Here is a 25787-nt window from a genome sequence, read left to right as displayed (position 1 = left end):
AGGGATATAATGAGTTTAATATATTTACTGGGTGCGTTGATTATAATCATGGTAGCGGTATTGTTCACGCTAACCAGTCCTAAATTGCAGCGATTTGCAGGTCAAATTGCTTTAATTGCACCAATTATTTCTTCGATTTACTTTTTATGGCAATTACCTCGAGTGATGGCGGGACATTTTGTAACGGTTAAGATTCCATGGCTGACACTCTTAGATATCAATATTGATTTTAGATTAGATGGATTGAGTTTATTCTTCAGTTTATTAATTTCACTCATTGGATTAGCCGTATTTTACTATGCAACTCAATATCTATCTAAAGAACATGATAATTTACCACGTTTTTATGTATATTTATTACTATTTATGCTCAGTATGCTAGGTATCGTTACTGCTAATAATACGATTCTGATGTATGTATTTTGGGAGTTAACAAGTGTATCCTCATTCTTACTTATCGCCTATTGGTACAATAAAGGTGATAGTCAATTTGGTGCCATACAATCATTTATGATTACAGTTTTTGGTGGTTTGGCATTACTAGCAGGCTTCATTATGATTTATACTGTAACTGGCACAAATTCAATAACTTCAATTATTGCACAGAGTGATAAAATTGCCCAAAGTGACTTGTTTATACCTATTATTATTCTCATCTTAATAGGGGCATTTACAAAGTCAGCTCAATTTCCATTTCACATCTGGTTACCGAAAGCGATGGCTGCGCCAACACCGGTAAGTGCCTATCTACATTCGGCAACAATGGTTAAAGCAGGTATATTCTTGCTCTTTAGATTCACACCTGTATTAGGTTTAAGTGATTTCTATATTTATTGTGTTACGTTCGTTGGTCTAATCACAATGATTTTTGGTGCAGTCAATGCAACACGCCAAGTCGATATGAAAGCAATATTAGCTTATTCTACTATTAGTCAACTAGGTATGATTGTATCAATGGTAGGACTTGGTGGAGGGTTTGCGCAACATCCGACAGGCGAACTTTCTAAAATTTATGGTCTAATACTGTTCGCAGCTTTATTCCATTTAATGAATCATGCTTTATTTAAAGGTGCACTGTTTATGGGTGTAGGTATTATTGATCATGAAACAGGCACAAGAGATATTCGTCGCTTATCAGGTTTAAGAAAAGTGTTTCCTATTACACATATCATAATGTTACTTTCTGCCTTATCGATGGCAGGTATTCCATTTTTAAATGGCTTCTTGAGTAAGGAAATGTTCTTTGACGGACTTGTGAGCGCGCACCAATTACCCCAATTCAATATATTCCTTACGATAATTATTGCGGTGATAGGTGTTGTAGCTAGTATATTCACTTTGATTTATGCAGTTTACATGATTAAGGAAGTTTTCTGGGGAGATTATCAGAAAGCAGATTTACCAATAAAAAATCCACACGAACCATTTATGTTCACACTACCTTCTGCAATTATGATGATTTTGTTACCGGTCATATTCTTTGTTCCAAATATATTTGGACATTATATTATTTTACCAGCGTTACGAAGTATCACAATTGGAGAAAATGTAGATAAAATAGCGCCACATGTATCGCAGTGGCACGGATTTAATTTACCGTTGATTTTAAGTTTGATTGTAATGATTGTTGGTTTCACAGCAGCATTTAAAATTGATTGGAAAAAATATGCTGACAAGATAAAAGTGAAATCAATTACAGATTTATACTTAGGGTCATATAAACAATTTGAACACTATTCAGGATATGGAATTCGTAGCTTAATGAATAACCGTTTAAATCATTACATCACATTAACTTTACTTATTTTTATAATGGTTGTGGTATATGGAGTTATTCAAGCAGGATTTCCAAAAGTGCAACAAATTCATGTGAGTGAATTTGGCCCGTTAGAAGTAATTACATTAATTGTCGTATTTGTACTAGGTATTGCGTTAACATTTATACGTCAACGTTTAACAATGGTTATTTTAAACGGAATTATCGGTTATTGTGTAACGATATTCTTTATATTAATGAAAGCACCCGATTTAGCATTAACTCAATTAGTTGTAGAAACGATTACAACAATATTATTTATTGTTAGTTTTTCAAGACTACCTAACGTACCGCGTACAAAAGTTCACAAAAAACGTGAAGCGGTCAAAATTATTGTATCGCTCTTGATGGCAGTGATTGTAGTCATGCTCGTGTTTATTGCACAACAAAGTGACTCGATGCCTACAATTTCGACGTTTTACCATGATGCATATGAATTAGCAGGCGGAAAAAATATTGTGAATTCCATTCTTGGTGACTTCCGTGCACTAGATACTTTATTTGAAGGTATGGTGCTCATCATTGCTGGTTTAGGAATTTATACATTACTTAACTTTAAAGAACGGAGGGGTCAAGATGAAAGAGAATGATGTTGTATTACGAACGGTAACCAAAATTGTCGTTTTTATATTGTTAACTTTTGGGTTTTATCTGTTTTTGGCAGGTCATAATAATCCAGGTGGCGGCTTTATTGGTGGTCTTGTATTTAGCTCAGCATTTATTTTAATGTTCTTGGCCTTCGATGTTAAACAAGTGTTAGTCGCTTTGCCTTTAGATTTTAGAATATTAATGATTATAGGTTCATTAGTTTCATTTGCTACTGCAGTTGTACCTATGTTTTTTGGTAAACCGTTCCTTTACCAAACTGATGCATATGTACAATTACCTTTATTGGGTGAAGTACATTTAACGACCGTAACGTTATTTGAAGCAGGTATTGTATTATCTGTTGTAGGTGTCGTCGTAACGGTTATGTTATCTATAAGTGGTGGTCGTTCATGAATCTTATATTATTAATGGTTATTGGCTTCTTAATATTTATAGGAACGTATATGATATTATCAGTTAATTTAATAAGAATCGTTATAGGTATTTCTATTTACACGCATGCAGGCAATTTAATTATTATGAGTATGGGTCAATATGGCAAGAATATGGTTGAACCCTTGATTGGAGAAGGTAGTAAAAACTTTGTTGATCCTTTATTACAGGCAATTGTTTTAACGGCGATTGTAATTGGCTTTGCAATGACAGCTTTTCTATTAGTACTTGTATATAGAACGTATCGTGTAACAAAAGAAGATGAAATCGATGTATTGAGAGGTGATGACGACGATGCTAATGAGTAATTTATTAATTCTACCGTTACTTCTTCCAGCAGTTTGTGCATTAGTCCTTGTCTTCATCCGTACAAACAGTAAATTGTCTCGAATGTTTTCAATTGGAACGATGGCTGTTACAACAGTTATTTCATTGTTCTTATTAATTCATGTGATGTATAACAAACCTATTGCCTTAGATTTTGGAGGATGGGAAGCACCTTTTGGTATTCAATTTGTTGGTGATTCATTAAGTTTATTGATGGTTACTACATCCAGTTTTGTTGTTACGTTAATTATGGCTTATGGTTTTGGTAGAACAGAGAAAAGAGCAATACGCTATTATCTACCAAGTTTCATCTTATTCTTAACTGTAGGTGTTATAGGTTCATTCTTAACAGCTGACTTATTCAATATATATGTCATGTTTGAAGTTATGTTATTGGCATCTTTCGTACTTATCACATTAGGACAATCCATCGAGCAATTACGTGCAGCAATTATTTATGTGGTACTTAATATACTTGGTTCATGGTTGTTACTTCTAGGTATTGGTTTGCTTTATAAACTGACAGGTACGTTAAACTTTGCCCTTGTAGCACAGCGGTTGAATGAGATGAATGACAAAAGTGCTATAACAATTGTGTCTATGGTCTTTTTAATTGCGTTTGGTGCTAAAGCTGCATTAGTGCTCTTTATGTGGCTACCTAAAGCCTATGCAGTTTTAAATACAGAACTTGCAGCACTGTTTGCAGCATTAATGACTAAAGTAGGGGCTTATGCATTAATCCGCTTCTTTACATTGATTTTTGATGGTCATGAAGGCATCACGCATCCATTACTAGTATTTTTAGCTTGTATAACAATGCTGATTGGAGCATTTGGCGTACTCGCTTATCGTGATATTAAAAAGATTGCAGCATATCAAGTTATACTTTCAATTGGATTTATCATATTAGGATTAGGATCAAATACCTACGCTGGTGTTAATGGCGCTATTTTCTATTTAGCTAATGACATTGTCGTTAAGACATTGCTATTCTTTATTATTGGTAGCTTAGTCTATATTACTGGATACAGACAATATCGAAATCTAAATGGTCTAGCCAAACAAGAACCATTCTTTGGCGTAGCTTTTGTAGTTATGATCTTAGCAATCGGAGGCGTACCGCCATTTAGTGGTTTCCCTGGTAAAGTATTCATTTTTAAAGGTGCTATAGAAAACGGTAATTATATTGGCTTAGCTTTAATGATAATTACCAGTTTAATTGCAATGTTTAGCTTGTTCAGAATCTTCTTCACAATGTATTTGGGTAATGAGAAGAAAGCTGAAGAAACAGCATTTAAAAAAATACCTACGTATCGTAAAGGTCTCATTGGCATATTAACAGCAGTGATACTAGCTATGGGACTTGCGGCGCCATTGATTTTCAAAGTGACAGATAATGCGACACATTTAAATATGGATGATGGACTATATGAAGAAATGGTTAACCCTCATTTAGTGAAGGAGGATAAATAATGCAACAAGTCTTGCTTAACATTGTCATTGCTTTTTTATGGGTGCTTTTTCAAGATGAAGAATCTTTTAAAGCATCAACATTCTCCGCAGGTTACCTTATTGGCTTATTAGTTATCTATATTTTACATCGCTTTTTCGGACAGCAATTTTATCTGAAAAAAGTTTGGGTAACAATTAAATTTTTAGCTGTTTATTTATACCAGTTAGTCACATCTAGCATGACTACAATTAATTACATTTTATTCAAAACTAAGGATTTAAACCCCGGCTTAGTAACTTATGAAACAACATTAAGTAGTGATTGGGAAGTTAGCTTTTTAACAATTTTAATTATTATAACGCCTGGTTCAACAGTAATAAGAATTTCAAAAGAAAAACAAAAGTTCTTTATACATGCAATTGATGTCTCAGATAAAGAAAAGCAAAAATTGCTGAAAAGTATTAGACAATATGAAGGACTCATATTGGAGGTGGCAGAATGATAGAATCCCTTATTGATTTTTTCATTACAAGTGCACTGATTTTGTTTGGAATTGCATTATTATTAACTTTATTTAGATTGATTAAAGGACCAACGACTGCTGATAGGGTAGTTGCTTTTGATACCGCAAGTGCGATACTTATGTCTATGGTAGGTATGCTCAGCATCGTCTTTGGTACATTCTCATTCCTTGATTCAATTCTACTGATCGCTATCATTTCATTTGTAAGTACCGTTTCCATTTCTAGATTTATAGAAGGGGGGCACGTCTTCAATGCAAATAACAAGCGAAATCGTTAATTTAATAGCAGCATTTATGATGTTTTTAGGAAGTATTATCGCATTAATAAGTGCAATAGGTTTAATTAAATTTCAAGATGTATTTTTACGAAGTCATGCATCGACTAAAAGTTCTACACTTTCAGTATTACTGACGCTTGTAGGCGTTATTATTTATTTTATTTCTTCACAAGGTTATTTAAGCGTGCGACTTATTTTGGCATTGGTGTTTATTAATTTAACGTCACCAGTCGGAGGTCACTTAATATCACGTGCCGCCTATCGCACAGGGGCTTACATGTATCGTAAAAGTGATGCGCCAAGACAAACAAATATATTGTTGAGTTCTAAAGAAAATAATACATTTGATATGTTGAAAAAACGTGCAGAAAATCGTGAAGAACGTAGACGTAATGCGTATGAAAAAGACCAGGATTACTAAAATATATAAATGCTTAAAATGATAAGGGTGAGACATAAATAGCTCATTCTCAACTTTGAAACACCAATCTATTATTTTCTAATGGATTGGTGTTTTGTTTTTATAATCGGTATAAGCTGCTTTCATCATTTTTTTAATTATCTAGAGTACGTATGTATCATACTCATTTTATATATGCATTTTAGTGTCATTTTAAGATTAAATTATGTAACACTATTTAATCGCTTATTAGACTGTATATTAGAAGATAAAAAAGAAAATTTAACTTTTCAAGTGTAATACGTTTAAGCAAAGGGTAAAAAAATGATAAAATAATATATATTTGTAATTGTGTTAATTTAAAAAATATTAATCAAATAGGTGATAGGGATTATACTATTTGTTATTAGTGTGTAAGAGTTTGAGACACAGTATGTTCATTTAAAAAACGATATTATTTATTGTTTCAACCTCAACAATGATGAAAAATAATTAAATTGAAAAGAGGTGAAACCTTGCAAATATTTGAAACGATACTCATTTTTTTAGCACTGGTTATCGTTAGCTCACTTGTGCACATTTTTATACCGAAAGTGCCTTTAGCCTTCATTCAAATTATACTCGGTATGTTGGTGTATGTGATACCTGTACCTGTTGAACTTCATTTCGATTCAGAATTGTTTATGGTTGCATTAATTGCACCATTACTTTTTGTAGAAGGGGTTAAGGTTTCGCGTGTCCACTTAAGGCGCTATATTAAACCGGTGCTAATGATGGCATTAGGTTTAGTTATTACTACTGTGATTGTAGTAGGGCTTTTTGTTCATTGGATTTGGCCCGAATTACCAATGGCTGCAGCTTTTGCGCTTGCTGCTATATTATGTCCTACAGATGCCGTTGCAGTTCAAGCTATTACAAATGGAAAAGTGCTACCGAAAGGATCTATGACAATTTTAGAGGGTGAATCACTTTTAAATGATGCTGCGGGTATCATATCTTTTAAAATTGCTGTAGCAGCACTTGTGACAGGTGCGTTTTCAGTGACGCATGCTGTTGAACAATTTCTTATTTCTTCAATAGGTGGTTTTATTGTTGGACTTCTTATTGGGGTAGCTTTAGTAAGATTTAGAGTGGCGTTATCTAGACGTGGTATTGAAAATATTAATATGTTCACATTTATACAGCTTGTTACGCCGTTTGTGACATATATAGTGGCAGAAATGTTTCATTCATCAGGAATCATCGCTGCTGTAGTTGCAGGTTTAGTACATGGTTTTGAACGAGACCGTATTGCACAAGCACGTACGAGATTGCAAATGAGTTATAACCATACTTGGAATATATTAGGCTATGCATTAAATGGTTTTGTATTTTCTATTTTGGGATATTTAATACCTGAAGTAGTAGGAAGAATTATAGAAAATGAACCACATAATTTAATCTTCTTAATTGTCGTTACTTGTTTAATTGCACTTGCGATATATTTATTTAGATTTTTGTGGGTGTTCATACTATATCCTTACTTTTACTTACCAGTCAGTCCATTCCAAAAGATGATTTCTTATAATGAAGATAATAAGAAACCGACAGAAGCACCTCCAAAACGTGGCATGTATGCGTTTATTATGACGGTGTGCGGCGTTCATGGCACAATTTCGTTAGCAATCGCCTTAACTTTACCGTATGTGTTAGCGGATCATCATTCTTTTGTTTTTAGGGATGATTTACTTTTTATAGCATCTGGAATGGTAATTATTAGTTTGATTGTTGCGCAATTTATCTTACCATTAGTTACACCAAATGCTGAAAAACCGAAACAAAAAGGAATGAGTTTCAAGCAGGCACGTGTTTTAATATTAGAAAAAGTCATTGATAGTTTAAATCAAATGTCATCTGTAGAATCTAGTTTTCAATATGGTAATGTAATCAAGGATTATCATGAGAAATTAGCATTTTTAAAAACTGTGGAAAATGAAGATGAAAATACGAAAGAACTTCAAAGACTACAAAATATTGCATTTGCTGTTGAAAATAGTACGTTGAATAGTTTAGTAGAAAATGGAGATATAACTTCTAACGTTCTAGAAAACTATATGCGTTATTCCGAACGTACGCAAGTCTATAAGCAAGCTTCTTTACTTCAACGTATAAAGGTTGAATTTAGAGCTTTGATTTTAAAACGAAGAATTAAACGTAAAGTTAAAACCAATGCAGCTACTTCATTATCAATCATCGACAACTTGCGAGAAATCTCTAATGTTGTACGTACAGTACATTACCGTGTTGTAAGTCGTTTAGGTAAAGAAACAACTGAAGATAATAAGTTAGAAGTAGGAATGATTTGTGATAGTTATCTTATACGTATAGATAACTTAACACCATCTAATTTCTTTAATGCAAAAAACGAGAATTCAATAACAAAAATTAAATTAACGGCACTTAAAGAGCAACGCCGTGTGTTGAATCAACTTGTCGAAGACGAAGAGGTAAGTGAAGTTACTGCTTTGAAAATACGTGAAGCAATAAATTATGATGAAATGATTATTGTAGATAGTTTAACGGACTAATGAATGAATTTTAAATAGCAAAAAAGTGACAGAATATATATTCTGTCACTTTAGAGTGTCGACAAAGTCTAAGATTTTGTCGGCACTTTTTTGTGCATGAATTCCGCGGAATAGACTCAGCATGAAGTCTTCGGTTAGTGCTTTTCTCGCAGGAGTCGACCCAAATTAATGCCATTTTTAAACAGTAATAATATATGTAAATTAAATAGTGGAAGACCATCAATAGACCCTGTAATTCTAGTGAATATATTACTTATTCAAAGGTTATTTGGAATAAAGTCAATGAGATAAACGATTGAGTAATACATTTGTAAAGGGAACACATAAGCGAAACTAACTTCCTTTTAGAGGATTAAAGGAACGCCTGAGCTACAGCTCATGCATAAAAACACCTAAACACTAAAGTGTGAAGGTGTTTTAAAAAAGCTCCATCAATGGGGGAGGAATCTACCATTGATGGAGCTAAGGAGATGATTTTAAGGCTTGAATACCACCATGCCGTACGTTATAAGGAGGGTAACGAACGACATGGGGCTATTCACCTATAAAAGGTTAAATAGCCTATCGATTTATTCCATGCTGCCATGTACTGTTTCGATATTTTCTTTCATCATATTGTAATAAGAGTCACCTTTAGATCCTTTTTCACCAATTGAATCAGTAAATACTTCGCCAAAGATGTCTTTTTTCGTTTCTTCACTTAAACTTTGCATACTCTTCTTATCAACGCTCGTTTCAACAAGTAAATGTTTCAGATTATTATCTTTTACGAATTGAACAGCTTGTTTCATTTGCTCAGGTGTACCTTGCTTTTCAGTGTTAATTTCCCAAATATAGCCAGGTTTAATGTCATATTGTTTAGAGAAATATTTAAAAGCACCTTCACTTGTAATCATTGCGCGTTGCTCTTTAGGAATATCATTGAATTTATCATGACTTTCTTCATTAAGTTGTTCTAGTTCTCCAAGATACTTTTCACTTTGAGCTTTGATTTCGTCATTATGTTTTTTATCGTGTTTTAATATTGTATCTTTGATTGTTTCAACATATTTAATACCATTGTCTAAACTTAACCAAGCGTGTGGATCTTGTTTTGATTTGTCACCTTCGCCACCTTCTAAATACAGTGGTTTTACATTTTCAGAAGGTTTTACTACTGAATCATCTTTAGTTGATTTATTGGCTTGACTTAATGCTTTTTCAAACCAACCATTTCCTGTTTCTAAGTTTAAACCGTTATAAAAAATTATATCTGCATCAGTTAACGCTTTTATGTCTTTTGGCTTAACTTCATATTCATGAGGGTCTTGGCCAATTGGTACAATACTATGTATTTCAACATTATCACCGGCAGTGTTTTTGACCATATCGTATAATATTGAATTTGTCGTAACAATTTTTAATTTATCGTTTGAAGCTGAATCATTTTTCTCATTTTTTTCATTGCTCCCATTGCTACATGCACTTAAAAAAAGGATGAAAACAAGTGCAATTGCTATTATTTTTTTCATATAGTTTGTCCTCTCTTATTAAAAATTTGAAATTTACTTAATATAAAAGTAACGACGTAAATCAAGAATGCGCATAATACAATTGTTGCGCCACTTGGTAAATTATAAAGATAGCTAAAGTAGAGACCAACAATCGCACTGATTGTACTAAACAGACTTGATATAATCATCATTGTATGTAATTTTTTGGCAATTAAGAATGCTGCTGAGGCTGGCGTAATTAATAACGCGACAACTAAAATAATACCGACAGTTTGAATACTGGCTACAGTTACAAGAGACAGTAACAGCATTACAAAATAATGAGCTATTGTAGTGTTTAGACCACTCATTCGGCTAAATACAGGATCAAATGTTGAGACCATTAACGGTCTGTAAAATAGTATGATTAATATCATAACAAGCACACCAACAACAATTGTTGACCAAAATGTTGATTGAGTTACAGCGAGCAAGTTACCAAATAATATGTGGTATAAGTCAGTGGTACTGTTAATCAAACTGATTAAAATAATACCCATTGCTAAAAATGCTGTAAAACTGATACCGATTGCAGCGTCTGGTTTGGTTTTACTGTTTTTCGTAATAAATCCAATGAATATGCTGGCAATCATACCTGTAATGAGTGCCCCGATAAACATCGGTATACCGAATAAGAAAGATAGAGCTACACCAGGTAACACAGCATGGCTCATCGCGTCACCCATTAGCGAAAGCCCTCTAAGGACGATAAGACAGCCAACTGTACCACATACAATTCCAACTACGCTTGAAATAATTAAGGCATTGCTTAAGAATTTATAATCGAGTAAATGTTGAATGAATTCCATAATAAATTTATCTCCTTTCTGTTGTTTTAAGTCGCTTCATTTTTTGTGGTTGAATTTAAAAATGTATTATTTAAATTCTCCGGTAGCATTGCAGTACTACTGTCACCAAAATAACGAATTGTTTTGTTTAGAAGTATGACACGATCAAAATACTCTTCAGTTTTTGATAAATCGTGATGGACAATTAAGAGTAATTTACCTTCACTTTTCAATTTTTGTAGTTGTGTCATAATGATTTGTTCACTATGGAAATCAATACCAACAAAGGGCTCATCTAACAAATAAAGCGTACTTTCCGTCATTAGCGCACGTGCGACAAGTACACGTTGTAACTGGCCACCACTTAATTGTGAAATTTGACGATGACGTAAATTTTCTAATTCCAAGGTTTCCATCAATTGATTTAACCGTTTTTTAGTTTCTGACGTCACCCATTTAATCCAACCAATATCTTTGTATGCACCTGATATAACAACATGTTCGACATCAATTGGAAAATCTAAGTCAATATGTGCTTTTTGTGGAATATAGGTGATAGATTTTAATGAATTATGTACATCATCATCGTTTAAGCGTGCAGTCCCAGTAGATTTAAACTCCCCAATAAAAGATTTGAGTAAAGATGATTTCCCAGCACCATTTGGCCCCATTATGCCAATAATCTCGCCTTTTATAGGTATGTTTAAATCAATGTCTTCTAAGACATGTTTATTCCCTAAAGTTAGATTTAGATTTTCTACCTTTAACATATTAGACCTCCTTAATAATATTTTTAGGCTAACCTAATTTATTTTATAATATACCATGAAGATTTAGCGTGTCAAGTCGATTCGTGATACAATGAAGTGAATGAGTTGAGAGGTGAGATAATGCTAACTGAAGAAAAAGAAGACTATTTAAAGGCGATTTTAACGCACAATGGTGATCATTTTTTTGTTTCAAATAAGACACTATCCCAATATTTAAACATCAAACCACCTTCAGTCAGTGAAATGGTTCACCGTTTAGAAAAAACTGGGTATGTTGAAACAAAACCATACAAAGGTGTGCAGCTTTCAGATAAAGGTTTAACATACACGCTGGATATTATTAAGCGTCATCGTTTAATTGAATTGTTTTTAATAAAAATATTGAAATATAATTGGGAAGAAGTACATCAAGAAGCAGAAGTTTTAGAGCACAAAGTATCCAATTTGTTTGTAGAACGATTGGATAAATTATTAGATTATCCAATCACTTGTCCTCACGGCGGCGTGATACCACGTGATAGTAAGTACAAAGAACTTTATACCACGAATTTACTTACATTTGAGGCTGATGATAAGGTAACGATTAAACGTGTTCGTGATCGTACTGAATTACTGATATATTTATCGAGCAAAGATATATTAATTGATGAGGAAATTAAAATCATTAATAAAGATGATACAAATAAAGTGATTATTGTCCAAAAAGACGAAAACGTGACAATTTTAAGCTATGATAATGCAGCGCATATTTACGCTGAAAAATAAATAATATTTCTGGAGTGGATTGCTTTTAGCAACCACTTTTTTTGTTTTTTTAAAGCTTGAAATAAGCGCATTTTCAATTCAGTCAGCCCCTGCTAATATAAAAATAAGACTGAGACATGTGATATGTCCCAGTCTCAAGCTAAGTTATTAAGTAAAAAAGTACCCATGAAATAATTGATAAATGGTGAAGATATTAATCGCTATCCATATTAAGCTGTAAATAAAAGTAGGGACATGTGTTAATTCTTTTAAAGTACTACCATCCCAAGACACAGGTTGTTGTGAGAAGGTCAGTTTAAAAATAGTGACTGAAGATTGCAAGACTTCGCCTAATAAGACACCTAATATAAAGTGAGATGTAAGACTTACAATGTAAAACATCATCAATTGATTATCACTTTGGAACAAAAAATAGAGTAATGCAATAAGTAAAATAACCATGAAGATTGGCAGTATCTTTCTTGAAGTCAGTATTAAAAAATAAATAAATATAATTAAGTACGCACTTATAAATAAACTGGGGTATTGAAATTCAATAGCTAAAAAACCTAAAAATAACATGAGTGGTGGCATGATATAACCACCGAATGTAGTGATAGATTGACCGAAGCGACTTTTTGATTGTGTCACAGCGAATCCTTGTTGCGACGTAGCAACACGTTCAGTAGGAGATGCAACGATAACTAAATCTTTGGCTTTCCCACCACTTATTTTATTGAATAAAATGTGTCCAAATTCATGTGTTAATACAGGGATGTAATTTAAATATATATCTAAAATTCGGTTTATCGGTTTATTACGATAATTATGAATAATTATATAAAGCAGAGCTATAATCATAACCCAATATAAATTGAGTTGAATAGCTGAACTGAAAAATTCATGTATTTTTGTCATATGATTACCTCGATTTAATATTTCAACAACCTCATATTTATTAAAGAAGTAAGGTTGTCATAGCATAATCTATAGTATAAAGTAATTTAGACAAGAAAGCATTTAGACTTTTGATGTATATTATAAGAATGAAAGTAAGAACAGTTTTAAAATTTCTGTAAATCGCGTAATGTGTTAATATTACAATAATAATTAAACGTTAAATTACATTTGATGTATTTTGAGTTAGGAGATCACCAACCATGACGGAAAGCAACAAATTAAATAAAGTAAACGTCTTATCAGTATATTTTGATAATGTTACTTTAGAGGACATGCAAGAGAATGTTAAGCAGTTTTTCTTATCCAATAGTCCAGAAAATTTATTTATTGTTACTGCAAATCCAGAAATAGTGGATTACGCTACGGACAATGTTACATACCGTAATTTAATTAATAGTGCGAATTATGTCATCCCGGACGGCACAGGCGTTGTAAAAGCTTCTAAGTTACTTAGAACCCCCTTGAAAGAACGAGTGCCTGGCATTGAACTAATGGAAGAATGCTTGAAAATCGCTAATGCCAATCATCAAAAAGTGTTTTTACTAGGTGCAAAGAATGAAATTGTTATCAAAGCACAACAAAATTTAGCGCAAAAGTATTCAAACATTCACTTTGACTTTCATCATGGTTTTTTTGATTTAACAGATGAAATGGTATTAAGACAAATCACCTCATTTAATCCTGATTATGTTTTTGTGGGAATGGGATATCCTAGACAAGAACACTGGATTGAACGACACATGAATACATTTACTCAAACAGTATTGATGGGCGTAGGTGGCTCGATAGAAGTGTTTAGTGGCACGAAGAAAAGAGCGCCCGAATTATTTAGACGCTTGAATTTAGAGTGGGTTTACCGTGTGATTATAGATTGGAAACGCTTAGGAAGAATGAAATCAATACCTCGATTTATATTTAAAGTAATTAAAGAAACGCGCAAGAAGTAAAAAAGCGTAAACTGCAGTTTAAATTCACTGCAATTTACGCTTTCATTATTTACATGAAACCAGTAGTAATTCTAGTGTTATTTAACTACAAACCTAGAATTATCTAAATCACTTCTGAATTTCTTTTGATCTGCTTTAGAACGTTTTTTAAAATCATTCAAGAATTTTTCATATTCAGGTAATACATCGTCTAATTCGCCGAATTCTTTAAGTTTGCCTGCTTCAATCCAAGCAATCTTAGTGCAGAAATCACGGACTTGTTTCATATTATGACTTACAAAGAAAATAGTTTTGCCTTGTTTTTTATATTCGAATATTTTATCTAAACATTTTTGAGCGAACGTTTGGTCACCAACAGATAACGCTTCATCGATGACTAAAATATCTGGATTAGTAGTGATATTGATAGAAAAGCCTAATTTTGCACGCATACCACTCGAATATTTTTTAACTGGTTGATAAATAAATTCTCCAAGTTCACTGAATTCAATGATTTCAGGTGTCAATGCTTTGATTTCTTTTCTAGTAAAGCCCATGCATAGCATTTTGAATTCGATGTTTTCGACACCAGAGAGTTGGCCATTTAACCCTGCGTTAATAGCAATCACACTTACATCGCCTTCACGTTTGATACCGCCACTTGTAGGAGATAATGATCCACCAATCATATTACTTAGTGTAGATTTTCCAGAACCATTGATACCAACAAGACCAATGACATCACCTTCGTGTGCCGTTATAGACAAGTCATTTAAAGCATAAAAAGTTTTATTTTCATGAAAAGGAAGAAGGACATCCTTTAAGCGTTCTTTGTTATTACGATAAATACGATATTCTTTAGTCACATTTTTAATATCAACCGATACATTCATAATTTTACCTTCCTTATTTACAGTTACTCTTATTATATTATATATTATATTAGTTGTTAAATTTATAAACCTATTGTAAAGTAAGTGAGTACAATTTAACGAAGTGAAGTTTTATACAGTTGTTAAATTTTACTGAACTTACGTTATAAAATCAACTATAAAGATAAATTAATGAAAAATATAAAGTTACGATAGCTTATATCTCATTTTTTCATTAACGTTGTTTCATCACTTAGTATACAAAAATATATCATTTATAGCACTTTTTAGCTATTCTGATTTACGATAGTAAATGAAAGTTGTTAAGATAGACAATAAAGCGTATATTAAATTTAAGTGTAACATCGCAAATGGAATGTGATAAGGTAAATCGATTGAAAGTGTGGTTTATTAAAATGAATGCAGTGTGGGTAGTTTTTAGAGAACATTTTAAAAATTTCTATCTTATTCAGAGATTGGCTCAGTTCCAAATGAAAATCACTAATACAAACAACTATTTAGGCACAGCCTGGGAACTGATTAATCCAGCAATGCAAATTATGGTTTATTGGTTTGTGTTTGGTTTAGGAATTCGAGATAACGGCCCGGTAGATGGCGTGCCATTTATTTATTGGTTGCTCGTAGGTATTAGCATGTGGTTCTTTGTTAACCAAGGTATATTAGAAGGTACAAAATCAATAGCGACTAAATATAATCAAGTGGCAAAAATGAATTTTCCACTGTCGATTATCCCATCGTATATTGTAATGAGTAGATTCTATGGACATCTTGCGTTACTTGTTGTAGTTATTTTACTTTGTATGTTAGCAGGTTATTATCCTACGATTTATACGTTGCAGCTGTTTTTATACGTGCCATTTGCACTAATTCTTACAACAGCAATTGCATTATTTACTTCAACGCTTGGTGTACTTGTGAAAGATACTCAACAAGCGATTCAAGCATTGATGAGAATGGTGTTCTTTGCATCTTCTATTTTGATTGTGCCACCAGAAGGCATTGTAAAAGATGTAATGAAATTAAATCCTATATATTATCTTGCAGAAGCATATCGTTCTGCAGTGCTACATAAAGAATGGTACTTTATTACGCATTGGGAATTGACGCTTTATAACATGTTTATTATTATCTTCTTATTTGTAGTAGGTTCTATTATGCATATGCGTTATAGAGATCAATTCGCAGACTTTATGTAAGTTGAAATTTAAAATACTAACTCATATTATTTGAGTAGCCATGAATCCTTTAATGACTGAAATAGTTGTTAAAGGATTTTTCTATAATTTTTAGTGTAAGACAGATATAATGTAAACAATAGTAGTCGAAATTTAAATTGGCGGTGGAACTTTTGAGACAGATAATCAAAAAGCTTTATATGTTTATCATTAACTTGTTAAATTTGATTTATAGTAAGAAAAAGCTAAAAAATAATCATATCGTGGTCATGATGACATTTGCAGAAGATGTATTGCCCATTGTAGAAGCGCTAAATAGAAAATTATATAAAATTACAGTAATAGGTAAAGAAGAAAATAGAAAATATATGCAACAATTTGAAAATGTGACATTTCTAACTGCAGGTAATAAACAAGTATTACAACATATTAAAGCATTAAGCACAGCCAAGGTGATTATAATAGATACGTATTATTTAATGTTTGGTGGTTTCAAGAAGAAAAAGAATCAGACTATAATCCAAACATGGCACGCTGCTGGTGCACTGAAAAATTTTGGACTCCAAGACCACCAAGTAGACTTATCGAATAAACTTATGGTCAATCAGTATCAAAAGGTTTATCAAGCTACAGATAAGTATTTAGTAGGCGGAGAACCTATGGTCACTTGTTTTAAAGACGCATTTGAAGCGGCGGATGAGCAGTTTTTAAAAACAGGCTTGCCAAGATTAGTGCCTTATACATTATTAAATGTTGAAAAAAGACAGCAAGAGCTTAAGAAACAATATGGTATAGAAGGAAAAGTAGCGGTATATGTGCCGACATATAGAGAGCATAAGCAATCTAACCGTAATATTGATAAAGTGAATTTTGAAAGTGCTTTGCCGAACTATACTTTATTAAGTAAACTACATCCCTCTATAGCAAGCGATAATCAAACAACGATTAACTTGCAATCTCTGATGATTATGGCAGATGTGATTATAAGTGATTATAGTTCATTAGCAATTGAAGCAAGTATTTTAGATAAACCTACATTATTTTATGTATACGATGAGCAACAATATGAAAAGGAACGCGGTTTGAATTCATTTTATTATGACATACCTGTTCAATATAAAGCTTATAGTGAAGATGAGTTAGTGCGTAAACTACAACAAAATAGTATAGAATGGTCACCATTATTTGAAACGTGGCATGAGTACAATACTAAAGATAGTTTAACGCAAGTCATTCACTATATTGAGGAAATGGTGAAACTATGAAAATATCAATAATTATTCCTGTATATAATGCAGCAAGTACAATTCGTAGAGCGGTTGCATCGGTAGATACGAAACAAAATTATGAAATTATCTGTATCAATGATGGCTCTACTGATGAGAGTAAAACAGTTCTAGAGCAATTACAAAAAGAATACCCAAATATAACGCTAATTAACCAGGAGAATAAAGGTGCAGCCGCAAGTAGAAATAAAGGACTTGCGCATATGACTGGTGACGTATTTATGTTTTTAGATGCTGATGATGAATTTTTAACGAGTAGAATTGATTTTATGGCAGATTTTTATCAAAAAGCAGAAGATGTAGATATCGTTTTAGGTCAAATAGCTAAAGGCAAACATGGTGAGTGGCAACCAATATATACGCATCAAGAGATTCAAAAGCTGGAAAAGGTAGATTTAGCACACTGTCCTGATATCATGCAGTCAATTGGTCCAGGTGGGAAGATGTTTAGTGCACAATTTGCTGATTTACGATTTGATGAAGATGTTGTGTTTTGCGAAGAACATCGTTTTATTATAACAGCGTATAAAAAGGCGAGAAAAATTCAATTATTGCCCAACATTGTATATGGATATAATGAAGTAGAAGGATCCGTTACAAATCAGCGTGCAGAACAGTTTGAATCATACATGTTAGATGCTTTAAAAGTGAGAACGCGTGTAATGGATATGCTGTTATCCAAGGATGAAAGAACATATTATAGTTATCGTATGGATGAGTTAATAGTAAGTTATCTACTCCAAGCATATATCGAAAAAAATAATGTGATCACTAAAAAATTATTAGATACTGTAACAACATATATCAAAACGATGCAAAAAACAGATTACTCTGGTAAGGCTATGTTTAGAATTATTAAAGTAGTTGAACAAGGCGGTAAAAAATGGAATAAAGTGCTCTATCAACAATGGAGAGAAACACTTTTAAGCGTTGGAATTGGCAGACCTAATTATTATCGTTTTAAAGTTGAAGTACTGCCAAAGCGTGTAAAATCAAGAGGAAAGATGAAATTAAAACATTATTTGAAACGCTAAAAAATGACGGAATTCGTAAACTTTTGAGCAATATGCTATAATTTTTAAAAATGTAAATTTTAAATTAATATTCTGTAAAGGGAGCATATACTTATGAAACGTGTTATTACTTATGGTACGTATGATTTATTACATTACGGACATATAGAATTATTGAGAAGAGCCAGAGAAATGGGCGATTATTTAGTTGTAGCATTATCAACAGATGAGTTCAATCGCGTGAAAAATAAAAAATCATATTACAATTACGAACAACGTAAGATGATGTTAGAATCAATTCGTTACGTTGACCTAGTTATTCCAGAAGGCGGTTGGGGTCAAAAAGAAATTGATGTTGACCGTTATGAAATAGATACATTCGTTATGGGTCACGATTGGGAAGGTGAATTTGATTTCTTGAAAGAGAAATGTGAAGTCATTTACTTAAATCGTACAGAAGGTATCTCAACAACTAAAATTAAAAAAGAACTTTATGGTGATACAGAAAAATAAAGTGAGTTTGACATTGAATTTATGTCGAAATAATCATTTTAAAACTGAATATTAAAGTTAACAAACCCAAGTCGTCTCAATTTTGTGTTTACACAAAATTGAGACGACTTGGGTTTTTATTATGAAAAAAACCACTGCCATATCAATTCGTTTTGAATCGAATTTAATGGCAGTGGTTTTAAGATAAATATATTGAATAGGAGCAGTGCTATTCAACGGTTAAGACTTAATTATTTACGCTTTGATTTTTTTCTAAATCGATCTAAAATGAGATAAACAATAATTGCAAGTGCAGCAATGATTAAGACTGTGCCCAATAATGTTAGTATTGGATGGTCATCCCATGAAGATTTTACAACTGTAGTTGTTTTATGAACGAGTGGTTTTTTCACACTTACTGTTGGTGGACCGTATTTATCAGAAATAAATTGTCGATCATAATCAACGTGGATTTTGCCATCTTCTACCACGAGTTTGTAATCATTTTTATCAAACTCTTTTGGTAACACATCATAAAGGTCTTCTTCTACATAATACGTATCGCCATTAATTTCTTGTTCTCCTTTAGATAATATCTTTTCACGTTTATATTGATCAAAGGACATATTCATTATGGCGTTCCCAATCTTATTGCGTTCTTTCTCTCCACCGAGTGACTTATAATTGCCAGCTCCCATGATAGCCTGATTAATTCTAAAACCATCACGTTCGGTTGTAATCGTGTGGTTGTAATCTGCGATGTCGCTTGAACCGGTTTTCAAACCGTCAGTACCTTCTAAACTCATATCAGCACCTTCAAGTGAATGATTGAAAGTGTAATAAGTAACGCTGTGTTGTGTAGGTGCAAGCTGTTTTGTAAAGTGTAAGATTTTTGGTGTGTCTTGAACTGCACGTTGTGATAAAATAGCAAAATCTTTTGCTGTTGATGTAGAACTCTCTTGATCTTTATATTTCTCTGGCGCAAAATCCTTTAACAGAGTATTTTCTGCACCTGTTGGGTTAACGAAATGAGTGTTTTTCATACCTAGAGATTTTGCTTTTTCATTCATTGCGTCTGTAAAATCTGAAGTATTACCAGAAACTTCTTTTGCTAAAATGAGTGCAGCAGCATTACTAGAGTTTGAGACTGTTATTTGAAGTAATTCTTTGATAGTGTATGTCTCACCTGGGTATAGTTTTGTGTTGCTAATTTTTGGTAAAGTGGACATTCGATAATGATCTTCTGTAATTTTCACAGTATCATCTAAAGATAACTTTCCCTTATTGACTGCATCAAGTGTGAGGTACATTGTCATCAACTTGGTCATTGAAGCAGGATACCAATCTTTATTCATCTGATACTGATAAAGAATTTGACCTGTTTGAGCAACATTAACTGCACCTTCTGGGTGGTAGTCTTCGGAAACACTTTGACCGTATTGGTTTGCCGCTTGAGTAGGTGTTACTGTTTCTGCATCGGCAAAAGGTGTTATAATTGTACCAACGAAGAGTACAGTTACGATTGTCAGAATTAACTTTCTCATAATTACATTCCCTCTTAATATATTCAGTTTTAGTGCAATAGAAATATCTTAGCACATTTAGGTCAATAATAAAATGTTATAACAATGGTTTTTAGCCTTGTTGTGCTATAGAGAAATGATTGTATGAAACCTTGTTGTGTGGAGTTGTATATGTAACATCTGTATTACTATTATGGTGAACTGCTCACTTTCATCAAATAGTAACTGAATTTCAAAATAATTTTAGAAGAGGTAATAAACATGAAGCAAGAGAATCCATTGTTCTACTTATTTAAAAAATTATCTTGGCCAGTGGGGCTGATTGTGATTGCTGTAACAATTTCTTCATTAGGTAGTATCACAGGACTAGCCGTACCTTTTTTCACTGGTAAACTTGTTGATGAATTTTCTTTTGAAGATATTAACTGGATGTTCATTGCCGCATTTATAGGTATATTTATCATAAATGCGTTACTGAGTGGTTTAGGTTTATATTTATTAAGTAAGATTGGTGAAAAGATTATTTATGCCATTCGCTCAGTTTTATGGCGACACATTATTCATTTGAAAATGCCGTTCTTTGACCAAAACGAAAGTGGTCAATTAATGAGTCGTTTAACAGATGATACAAAAGTAATAAATGAATTTATCTCGCGTAAATTGCCAAATTTATTACCTTCCTTATTAACAATTATAGGTTCGTTAATTATGCTTTTTATAATGGATTGGAAAATGACATTATTAACTTTTATCACAATCCCATTATTTATTCTTATCATGATACCTTTAGGTAAGGTTATGCAAAATATATCTAAAAAAACGCAATCAGAAATTGCTAACTTTAGTGGTTTGCTTGGCCGCGTATTAACAGAAATGCGTTTAGTTAAAATATCAAGTACTGAAAAGCTTGAATTGGATAATGCGCATAAAAATTTAAAAGAAATTTATTTTTTAGGTTTAAAACAAGCAAAAATTACAGCTATCATACAACCTATAACTGGAATGATTATGTTACTTACGATAGCTATTATTTTAGGCTTTGGTGCGATTAGAATTTCTACTGGTGCGATTACGGCCGGAACATTAATTGCAATGATCTTCTATGTTATTCAACTTTCTGCGCCACTCGTTAATTTATCTACTTTAGTGACAGATTATAAAAGAGCAGTAGGTGCTAGTAGTCGTATTTATGAAATTATGGAAGAACCTACTGAACCCTTGGAGTCGAAGCAAGGAAGCGAAATCATTGATGGTAGCCTAACATTTGCGAATGTTGATTTTAAATATGGCGTTAAACCAATACTTTCAAATGTCTCTTTTGATATACCACCGAGCAAAGTAACAGCGTTCGTTGGGCCATCGGGGTCAGGTAAAAGTACAATCTTTAATATTATAGAACGTATGTATGAAATTGAAGATGGTTACATTACATATGGTGGTAAATCTATTTATGATATCTCGCTAGGAGATTGGCGTGAGAAAATTGGTTACGTTATGCAATCTAACGCATTAATGAACGGTACAATCAAAGATAATATTTTGTATGGTATTAACCGTGAAGTGACAGAGGATGAGTTAATCCATTATGCACACTTAGCTAATTGTCATGAATTTATTGAACAATTTGATGATGGCTACGATACGATAGTAGGCGAACGTGGCTTGAAATTATCTGGTGGACAGCGTCAACGTATAGATATTGCACGAAGCTTTGTTAAAAATCCAGACATTTTATTACTGGATGAAGCTACTGCCAATTTAGATAGTGAAAGTGAACGTAAAATTCAGGATGCCTTAGAAGAATTAATGGAAAATCGTACAACAGTTGTTATTGCGCATAGACTTTCTACGATTAAAAAAGCAGAACAAATTATATTTATTGATGGTGGCGAAGTTACAGGTAAAGGAAGTCATCAAGAATTAATGGCAAATCACGAAAAGTATCAACAATTTGTACGCACACAAAATTTGTCAAAATAATAAAAAGCGAAAAACACGTTCGAAAACCATGTTGATGTATTCGCTTTCATAAGAAAACACGGACATTTCTCTTTGGGATTTATGTTTTTAGTAACGATAATCGAACTATAAAATTGTTATTTTATATAAAGTCCATACATGCTATAATTATTGTGCATTATTAAGAAACAATGACTTGAAAAGTATATATTTAAATTTATAAATAAGTGAATTAACTAAACAGGGATATGTAGTATAAAAGCAAACACATTAGAGATTGGTATAAATGTGCAATTATCTAGTTTGGCAACCATATAATGTGTTTGTTTTAATTATTCCGATACATAGCAACAAGTTACTTTTAGAAGTTCATTGTTATCATTGATTTAAAAGGAATGGTGGGTGTATTATGTTTTTAGTGATCAACATAATTGGATTACTTGTTTTCTTAGGACTTGCTGTACTATTTTCTAGAAACAAAAAAAATATCCAATGGAAGTCGATTGGGATATTAGTCGTTTTAAACTTATTCTTAGCTTGGTTCTTTATGTCTTTTACTTGGGGAAAAACAGCAGTACAAGGTTTAGCAAACGGAATTTCTTGGGTAATTGATTCTGCGCACGCAGGGACTGGCTTCGCTTTTGCGAGTTGGGTAGAACCTGGAGCAATGGATATGGCAGTAAGTGCGTTATTTCCTATATTATTAGTTGTTCCTTTATTTGATATTTTGATGTATTTCAATATATTACCAAAAGTGATTGGTGCAATTGGCTGGGTCTTAGCTAAAATTACGCGCCAACCTAAATTCGAATCATTCTTTGGGATTGAAATGATGTTTTTAGGTAACACTGAAGCACTTGCAGTATCTAATGAACAATTAAAACGAATGAAAGAAACACGTGTACTAACGATTGCAATGATGTCAATGAGTTCGATATCAGGTGCGATTGTAGGCGCATATGTGACTATGGTGCCCGGCGATTTAGTATTGACGGCAATTCCATTAAATATTATTAATGCGATTATTGTGTCTTCAATTTTAAATCCTGTATCTGTAGAGGAAAAAGAAGATATTATTTACAGTATTCGCAATGATGAAATTGAGCGTCAACCCTTTTTCTCATTCTTGGGAGATTCAGTATTAAATGCAGGTAAATTAATTTTAATTATCGTTGCATTCGTCATCAGTTTTGTAGCACTTTCTGATTTAATCGATCGCTTTATCAACTTGCTTACAGGTATTATAGGTGGTTGGGCAGGTCTTAAAGGAAGCTTTGGCTTAGATCAAATATTAGGTGCATTCATGTATCCATTCGCACTACTGCTTGGTTTACCGTGGGATGAAGCATGGATTGTAGCGCAACAAATGGCGAAGAAAATTGTAACGAATGAGTTTGTAGTAATGGGGCAAATTAAAGATGTAATAGATTCTTATTCGCCTCATAGACGTGCTGTTATTACGACATTCTTGATATCATTCGCGAACTTCTCAACAATTGGTATGATTATAGGTACTTTAAAAGGTATTGTTGATAAAAAAACATCAGACTTCGTATCTCAATACGTGCCAATGTTATTACTTGCAGGTGTTCTAGTGTCATTAATGACTGCAGGATTTGTAGGATTGTTTGCTTGGTAAGAAGTTGTAGTTAAAAAATAGTTTTAGAATGCCAACAAAGTCTCCAACTTTGTTGGCATTTTTTATGCACGCTTTTCGTGAGCACAGACTTAGACTGTAGTTTGTGGCTAGCACTTTCCCCGCAGAAGTCAGCCCAAAGCACTGATATTTTTAAATAATAAAATGAATGACTCGATACTACGCATAAAAATAAAGCCAAGTAAATGAAGTGAGGAGACACATTCATCATTACTTGGCTTTTACGGGAAATGAATTAATTATATACTAATAGTAAGGACTAGGTACCATTAATATACTCGAGCAAAAATTGTTTTGTTTGTTACTATAAACAACACAAAGGAGATGGCTTCTTATTGGCTATCAATAAGAAGATAGATTTTATTATAGCAAAGGAATGCGCTAAAGTAAACCGAAAATTCAGAATTTTTAAAAATCGAAGAAATTTCAATTTATAATTCTCATTATAATTGCGTTTTGAATATAATTTTTATGTGTTTTTATGCTGGTGGATGTTGTGGTATTGGTCATTTTTTGCTAACATTCAATTGATTGAAGCAAATACAAGGGGGTCGTGTAGGTGAATAAAACAGTACGTGATTTAATATTAGTCCTATTTGGATCATTTGCATTCTCGGCAGGGGTAAATACATTTATTATATCTGCTGATTTAGGTGAAGGAGGAGTGACCGGTTTAGCAATCGTACTATACTATGCCTTTCATATCTCTCCTGGTATTACCAATTTTGTATTTAATGCTGTGCTTATTGCAATTGGTTATAAATTTTTAAGTAAAAGAAGTATGTATTTAACGATTGTAGCTACAATATTAATATCAATATTTTTAGAATTAACATCAAGTTGGCAAATTGAAACTGGAAATATACTAGTTAATGCGGTATTTGGTGGCCTATGCGTTGGTTTGGGTATCGGTGTTATTGTACTTGCTGGTGGTACAACAGCTGGAACAACGATTTTAGCAAGAATTGCTAATAAATATTTGGATATAAGTACACCATATGCATTGCTATTCTTTGATTTAATTGTAGTAGCAATATCACTAACAGTAATTCCAATTTCTAGCGCGCTAGTAACAGTTATTTCATTATATATTGGTACTAAAGTAATGGAATATGTAATAGAAGGTTTAAATACGAAGAAAGCAATGACTATCATTTCAAGTAATCCTGACGAAATAGCAAAAGTCATTGATGAACAAGTTGGGCGTGGACTGACTATTCTAAATGGTAGAGGTTATTTCACTAAACAAGATAAAGATATACTTTATGTTGTAATTACTAAAACGCAAGTTACCAAGGCGAAGCGTTTGATAAGAAATATAGACGAGGAAGCCTTTTTAGTTATTCATGATGTGCGTGATGTTTATGGTAATGGTTTCTTGATTGATGAACATTAACTTATTTTAAAATATAAGTGCTTGAAATATAAGCAAAGATTTTTTACCACCATGAAGTCTCTTGACTTCATGGTGGTTTTTTTATGCACGCTTTCTGAGGGCACAGCCTCAACCTGTAATTGCTGTTTTTTTAGATTATCTAGATAGTTGTCTGGTGAATATTGAAATTATTATATTACGGTATATAGGATTACGAAAGGGATATTGTCTCTTTTTAATGTATGTTAAATTCATCGAAAAGTGGGTTGAAAAGGATGAGATTTAATAG

23 protein-coding genes and 1 pseudogene are annotated in these 25787 nt (G+C 32.7%); 18 read left to right on the top strand and 6 right to left on the bottom strand.

The window, feature by feature from the left end; genetic code table 11:
- Nucleotides 1–9 precede the first annotated feature (9 nt).
- The 9 genes and pseudogenes from ACP3TL_RS09255 to ACP3TL_RS09215 form a co-directional block, all read left to right on the top strand.
- Nucleotides 10–2406, top strand: coding sequence for a DUF4040 family protein (locus ACP3TL_RS09255; protein ID WP_069832632.1), 2397 nt, complete (start codon nt 10–12; stop codon nt 2404–2406).
- On the top strand, nt 2393–2818 hold the full coding sequence (mnhB2, locus tag ACP3TL_RS09250; RefSeq protein WP_002508405.1) for a Na+/H+ antiporter Mnh2 subunit B: 426 nt from the start codon (nt 2393–2395) through the stop codon (nt 2816–2818). Before ACP3TL_RS09255 ends, mnhB2 begins: the two co-directional genes overlap by 14 nt.
- A complete protein-coding gene (gene mnhC2, locus ACP3TL_RS09245; protein ID WP_002508404.1) occupies nt 2815–3165 on the top strand; it encodes a Na+/H+ antiporter Mnh2 subunit C in 351 nt (116 codons plus the stop codon). The genes mnhB2 and mnhC2 overlap by 4 nt, the downstream gene beginning before the upstream one ends.
- A complete protein-coding gene (gene mnhD2, locus ACP3TL_RS09240; protein ID WP_176722987.1) occupies nt 3152–4657 on the top strand; it encodes a Na+/H+ antiporter Mnh2 subunit D in 1506 nt (501 codons plus the stop codon). Before mnhC2 ends, mnhD2 begins: the two co-directional genes overlap by 14 nt.
- The gene (gene mnhE2, locus ACP3TL_RS09235; RefSeq protein WP_069815169.1) at nt 4657–5139 is read left to right on the top strand and encodes a Na+/H+ antiporter Mnh2 subunit E; all 483 of its coding nucleotides are present in this window, start codon (nt 4657–4659) and stop codon (nt 5137–5139) included. Before mnhD2 ends, mnhE2 begins: the two co-directional genes overlap by 1 nt.
- A complete protein-coding gene (mnhF2, locus tag ACP3TL_RS09230; RefSeq protein WP_021339612.1) occupies nt 5136–5438 on the top strand; it encodes a Na+/H+ antiporter Mnh2 subunit F in 303 nt (100 codons plus the stop codon). The genes mnhE2 and mnhF2 overlap by 4 nt, the downstream gene beginning before the upstream one ends.
- Entirely contained in the window at nt 5413–5859 is a 447-nt protein-coding gene (locus ACP3TL_RS09225; RefSeq protein WP_069815171.1) for a Na+/H+ antiporter subunit G, read from the top strand. The genes mnhF2 and ACP3TL_RS09225 overlap by 26 nt, the downstream gene beginning before the upstream one ends.
- Before the next feature lie 494 nt (nt 5860–6353).
- A complete protein-coding gene (locus ACP3TL_RS09220; protein ID WP_069815173.1) occupies nt 6354–8405 on the top strand; it encodes a cation:proton antiporter in 2052 nt (683 codons plus the stop codon).
- Nucleotides 8406–8615: 210 nt separating this feature from the next.
- Nucleotides 8616–8693: pseudogene (locus tag ACP3TL_RS09215) on the top strand (transposase); the annotation flags it as partial.
- Nucleotides 8694–8974: 281 nt separating this feature from the next.
- Here the strand turns inward: ACP3TL_RS09215 and mntC are convergent.
- From mntC to ACP3TL_RS09200, 3 genes are read right to left on the bottom strand one after another with little or no spacing between them, the layout of a single operon-like run.
- Nucleotides 8975–9916 carry a manganese ABC transporter substrate-binding lipoprotein MntC gene (gene mntC, locus ACP3TL_RS09210; RefSeq protein ID WP_069832634.1) on the bottom strand — a complete coding sequence of 314 codons (942 nt, stop codon included), beginning with the start codon at nt 9914–9916 and terminating at the stop codon, nt 8975–8977.
- Complete coding sequence (locus ACP3TL_RS09205) at nt 9913–10749, bottom strand: metal ABC transporter permease (protein WP_285326275.1); 837 nt, start codon at nt 10747–10749, stop codon at nt 9913–9915. Before ACP3TL_RS09205 ends, mntC begins: the two co-directional genes overlap by 4 nt.
- A 23-nt stretch (nt 10750–10772) precedes the next feature.
- On the bottom strand, nt 10773–11495 hold the full coding sequence (locus tag ACP3TL_RS09200; RefSeq protein ID WP_069832636.1) for a metal ABC transporter ATP-binding protein: 723 nt from the start codon (nt 11493–11495) through the stop codon (nt 10773–10775).
- A gap of 120 nt (nt 11496–11615) precedes the next feature.
- Here ACP3TL_RS09200 and ACP3TL_RS09195 point away from each other — a divergent pair, with 120 nt between their 5' ends.
- Complete coding sequence (locus tag ACP3TL_RS09195; RefSeq protein WP_069815181.1) at nt 11616–12260, top strand: metal-dependent transcriptional regulator; 645 nt, start codon at nt 11616–11618, stop codon at nt 12258–12260.
- Nucleotides 12261–12407: 147 nt separating this feature from the next.
- On the opposite strand, the gene ACP3TL_RS09190 is transcribed toward ACP3TL_RS09195, so the two are convergent.
- Entirely contained in the window at nt 12408–13157 is a 750-nt protein-coding gene (locus tag ACP3TL_RS09190; protein ID WP_277575867.1) for a M50 family metallopeptidase, read from the bottom strand.
- 242 nt (nt 13158–13399) lie between these two features.
- Here ACP3TL_RS09190 and tarA point away from each other — a divergent pair, with 242 nt between their 5' ends.
- Nucleotides 13400–14146 (top strand): N-acetylglucosaminyldiphosphoundecaprenol N-acetyl-beta-D-mannosaminyltransferase TarA, encoded by a 747-nt coding sequence (tarA, locus tag ACP3TL_RS09185; protein ID WP_069832638.1) that lies wholly within the window; start codon nt 13400–13402, stop codon nt 14144–14146.
- 77 nt (nt 14147–14223) lie between these two features.
- Here tarA and tagH read toward each other — a convergent pair whose 3' ends face one another.
- On the bottom strand, nt 14224–15018 hold the full coding sequence (gene tagH / locus ACP3TL_RS09180; protein ID WP_069832639.1) for a teichoic acids export ABC transporter ATP-binding subunit TagH: 795 nt from the start codon (nt 15016–15018) through the stop codon (nt 14224–14226).
- Between the two features lie 395 nt (nt 15019–15413).
- On the opposite strand from tagH, the gene ACP3TL_RS09175 reads away from it, so the two are divergent.
- The 4 genes from ACP3TL_RS09175 to tagD all read left to right on the top strand — a co-directional run bounded on the left by ACP3TL_RS09175 (nt 15414) and on the right by tagD (nt 19005).
- Nucleotides 15414–16214, top strand: a complete 801-nt coding sequence (locus ACP3TL_RS09175; protein WP_069832640.1) for an ABC transporter permease — start codon at nt 15414–15416, stop codon at nt 16212–16214.
- Between the two features lie 152 nt (nt 16215–16366).
- Nucleotides 16367–17458 carry a teichoic acid glycerol-phosphate primase TarB gene (gene tarB, locus ACP3TL_RS09170; protein ID WP_069832641.1) on the top strand — a complete coding sequence of 364 codons (1092 nt, stop codon included), beginning with the start codon at nt 16367–16369 and terminating at the stop codon, nt 17456–17458.
- Nucleotides 17455–18513: a glycosyltransferase family 2 protein gene (locus tag ACP3TL_RS09165; RefSeq protein WP_277575866.1), complete on the top strand. Its 1059-nt coding sequence runs from the start codon at nt 17455–17457 to the stop codon at nt 18511–18513. The genes tarB and ACP3TL_RS09165 overlap by 4 nt, the downstream gene beginning before the upstream one ends.
- Nucleotides 18514–18606: 93 nt before the next feature.
- Complete coding sequence (tagD, locus tag ACP3TL_RS09160) at nt 18607–19005, top strand: glycerol-3-phosphate cytidylyltransferase (protein ID WP_069815195.1); 399 nt, start codon at nt 18607–18609, stop codon at nt 19003–19005.
- A 230-nt stretch (nt 19006–19235) separates the two neighbouring features.
- Here the strand turns inward: tagD and pbp4 are convergent, their stop codons facing one another.
- A complete protein-coding gene (gene pbp4 / locus ACP3TL_RS09155; RefSeq protein ID WP_285326065.1) occupies nt 19236–20528 on the bottom strand; it encodes a penicillin-binding protein PBP4 in 1293 nt (430 codons plus the stop codon).
- 240 nt (nt 20529–20768) lie between these two features.
- Here pbp4 and ACP3TL_RS09150 point away from each other — a divergent pair, with 240 nt between their 5' ends.
- The 3 genes from ACP3TL_RS09150 to ACP3TL_RS09140 all read left to right on the top strand — a co-directional run bounded on the left by ACP3TL_RS09150 (nt 20769) and on the right by ACP3TL_RS09140 (nt 25519).
- Nucleotides 20769–22487, top strand: a complete 1719-nt coding sequence (locus tag ACP3TL_RS09150; protein ID WP_069832644.1) for an ABC transporter ATP-binding protein — start codon at nt 20769–20771, stop codon at nt 22485–22487.
- 388 nt (nt 22488–22875) lie between these two features.
- Entirely contained in the window at nt 22876–24105 is a 1230-nt protein-coding gene (locus tag ACP3TL_RS09145; protein ID WP_069815201.1) for a NupC/NupG family nucleoside CNT transporter, read from the top strand.
- A 577-nt stretch (nt 24106–24682) separates the two neighbouring features.
- Nucleotides 24683–25519: a YitT family protein gene (locus ACP3TL_RS09140; protein ID WP_069815203.1), complete on the top strand. Its 837-nt coding sequence runs from the start codon at nt 24683–24685 to the stop codon at nt 25517–25519.
- The last annotated feature ends 268 nt before the right edge of the window (nt 25520–25787 follow it).

Origin of the sequence: Staphylococcus caseorum, from assembly GCF_049943195.1 — a bacterium.
Classification (GTDB): Bacteria; Bacillota; Bacilli; order Staphylococcales; family Staphylococcaceae; genus Staphylococcus; species Staphylococcus equorum_A.
The sequence above is the reverse complement of the archived record's forward strand: the minus strand, read 5'-3'. Positions and strand labels throughout refer to the sequence as shown.

What these genes read in the sequence shown, in the direction of transcription:
- ACP3TL_RS09255 (WP_069832632.1), top strand. Translation starts at nt 10, where the DNA reads ATGAGTTTAATATATTTACTGGGTGCGTTGATTATAATCATGGTAGCG.
- mnhB2 (WP_002508405.1), top strand. Translation starts at nt 2,393, where the DNA reads ATGAAAGAGAATGATGTTGTATTACGAACGGTAACCAAAATTGTCGTT.
- mnhC2 (WP_002508404.1), top strand. Translation starts at nt 2,815, where the DNA reads ATGAATCTTATATTATTAATGGTTATTGGCTTCTTAATATTTATAGGA.
- mnhD2 (WP_176722987.1), top strand. Translation starts at nt 3,152, where the DNA reads ATGCTAATGAGTAATTTATTAATTCTACCGTTACTTCTTCCAGCAGTT.
- mnhE2 (WP_069815169.1), top strand. Translation starts at nt 4,657, where the DNA reads ATGCAACAAGTCTTGCTTAACATTGTCATTGCTTTTTTATGGGTGCTT.
- mnhF2 (WP_021339612.1), top strand. Translation starts at nt 5,136, where the DNA reads ATGATAGAATCCCTTATTGATTTTTTCATTACAAGTGCACTGATTTTG.
- ACP3TL_RS09225 (WP_069815171.1), top strand. Translation starts at nt 5,413, where the DNA reads ATGCAAATAACAAGCGAAATCGTTAATTTAATAGCAGCATTTATGATG.
- mntC (WP_069832634.1), bottom strand. Translation starts at nt 9,916, where the DNA reads ATGAAAAAAATAATAGCAATTGCACTTGTTTTCATCCTTTTTTTAAGT.
- ACP3TL_RS09200 (WP_069832636.1), bottom strand. Translation starts at nt 11,495, where the DNA reads ATGTTAAAGGTAGAAAATCTAAATCTAACTTTAGGGAATAAACATGTC.
- ACP3TL_RS09195 (WP_069815181.1), top strand. Translation starts at nt 11,616, where the DNA reads ATGCTAACTGAAGAAAAAGAAGACTATTTAAAGGCGATTTTAACGCAC.
- ACP3TL_RS09190 (WP_277575867.1), bottom strand. Translation starts at nt 13,157, where the DNA reads ATGACAAAAATACATGAATTTTTCAGTTCAGCTATTCAACTCAATTTA.
- tarA (WP_069832638.1), top strand. Translation starts at nt 13,400, where the DNA reads ATGACGGAAAGCAACAAATTAAATAAAGTAAACGTCTTATCAGTATAT.
- tagH (WP_069832639.1), bottom strand. Translation starts at nt 15,018, where the DNA reads ATGAATGTATCGGTTGATATTAAAAATGTGACTAAAGAATATCGTATT.
- ACP3TL_RS09175 (WP_069832640.1), top strand. Translation starts at nt 15,414, where the DNA reads ATGAATGCAGTGTGGGTAGTTTTTAGAGAACATTTTAAAAATTTCTAT.
- ACP3TL_RS09165 (WP_277575866.1), top strand. Translation starts at nt 17,455, where the DNA reads ATGAAAATATCAATAATTATTCCTGTATATAATGCAGCAAGTACAATT.
- tagD (WP_069815195.1), top strand. Translation starts at nt 18,607, where the DNA reads ATGAAACGTGTTATTACTTATGGTACGTATGATTTATTACATTACGGA.
- pbp4 (WP_285326065.1), bottom strand. Translation starts at nt 20,528, where the DNA reads ATGAGAAAGTTAATTCTGACAATCGTAACTGTACTCTTCGTTGGTACA.
- ACP3TL_RS09150 (WP_069832644.1), top strand. Translation starts at nt 20,769, where the DNA reads ATGAAGCAAGAGAATCCATTGTTCTACTTATTTAAAAAATTATCTTGG.
- ACP3TL_RS09145 (WP_069815201.1), top strand. Translation starts at nt 22,876, where the DNA reads ATGTTTTTAGTGATCAACATAATTGGATTACTTGTTTTCTTAGGACTT.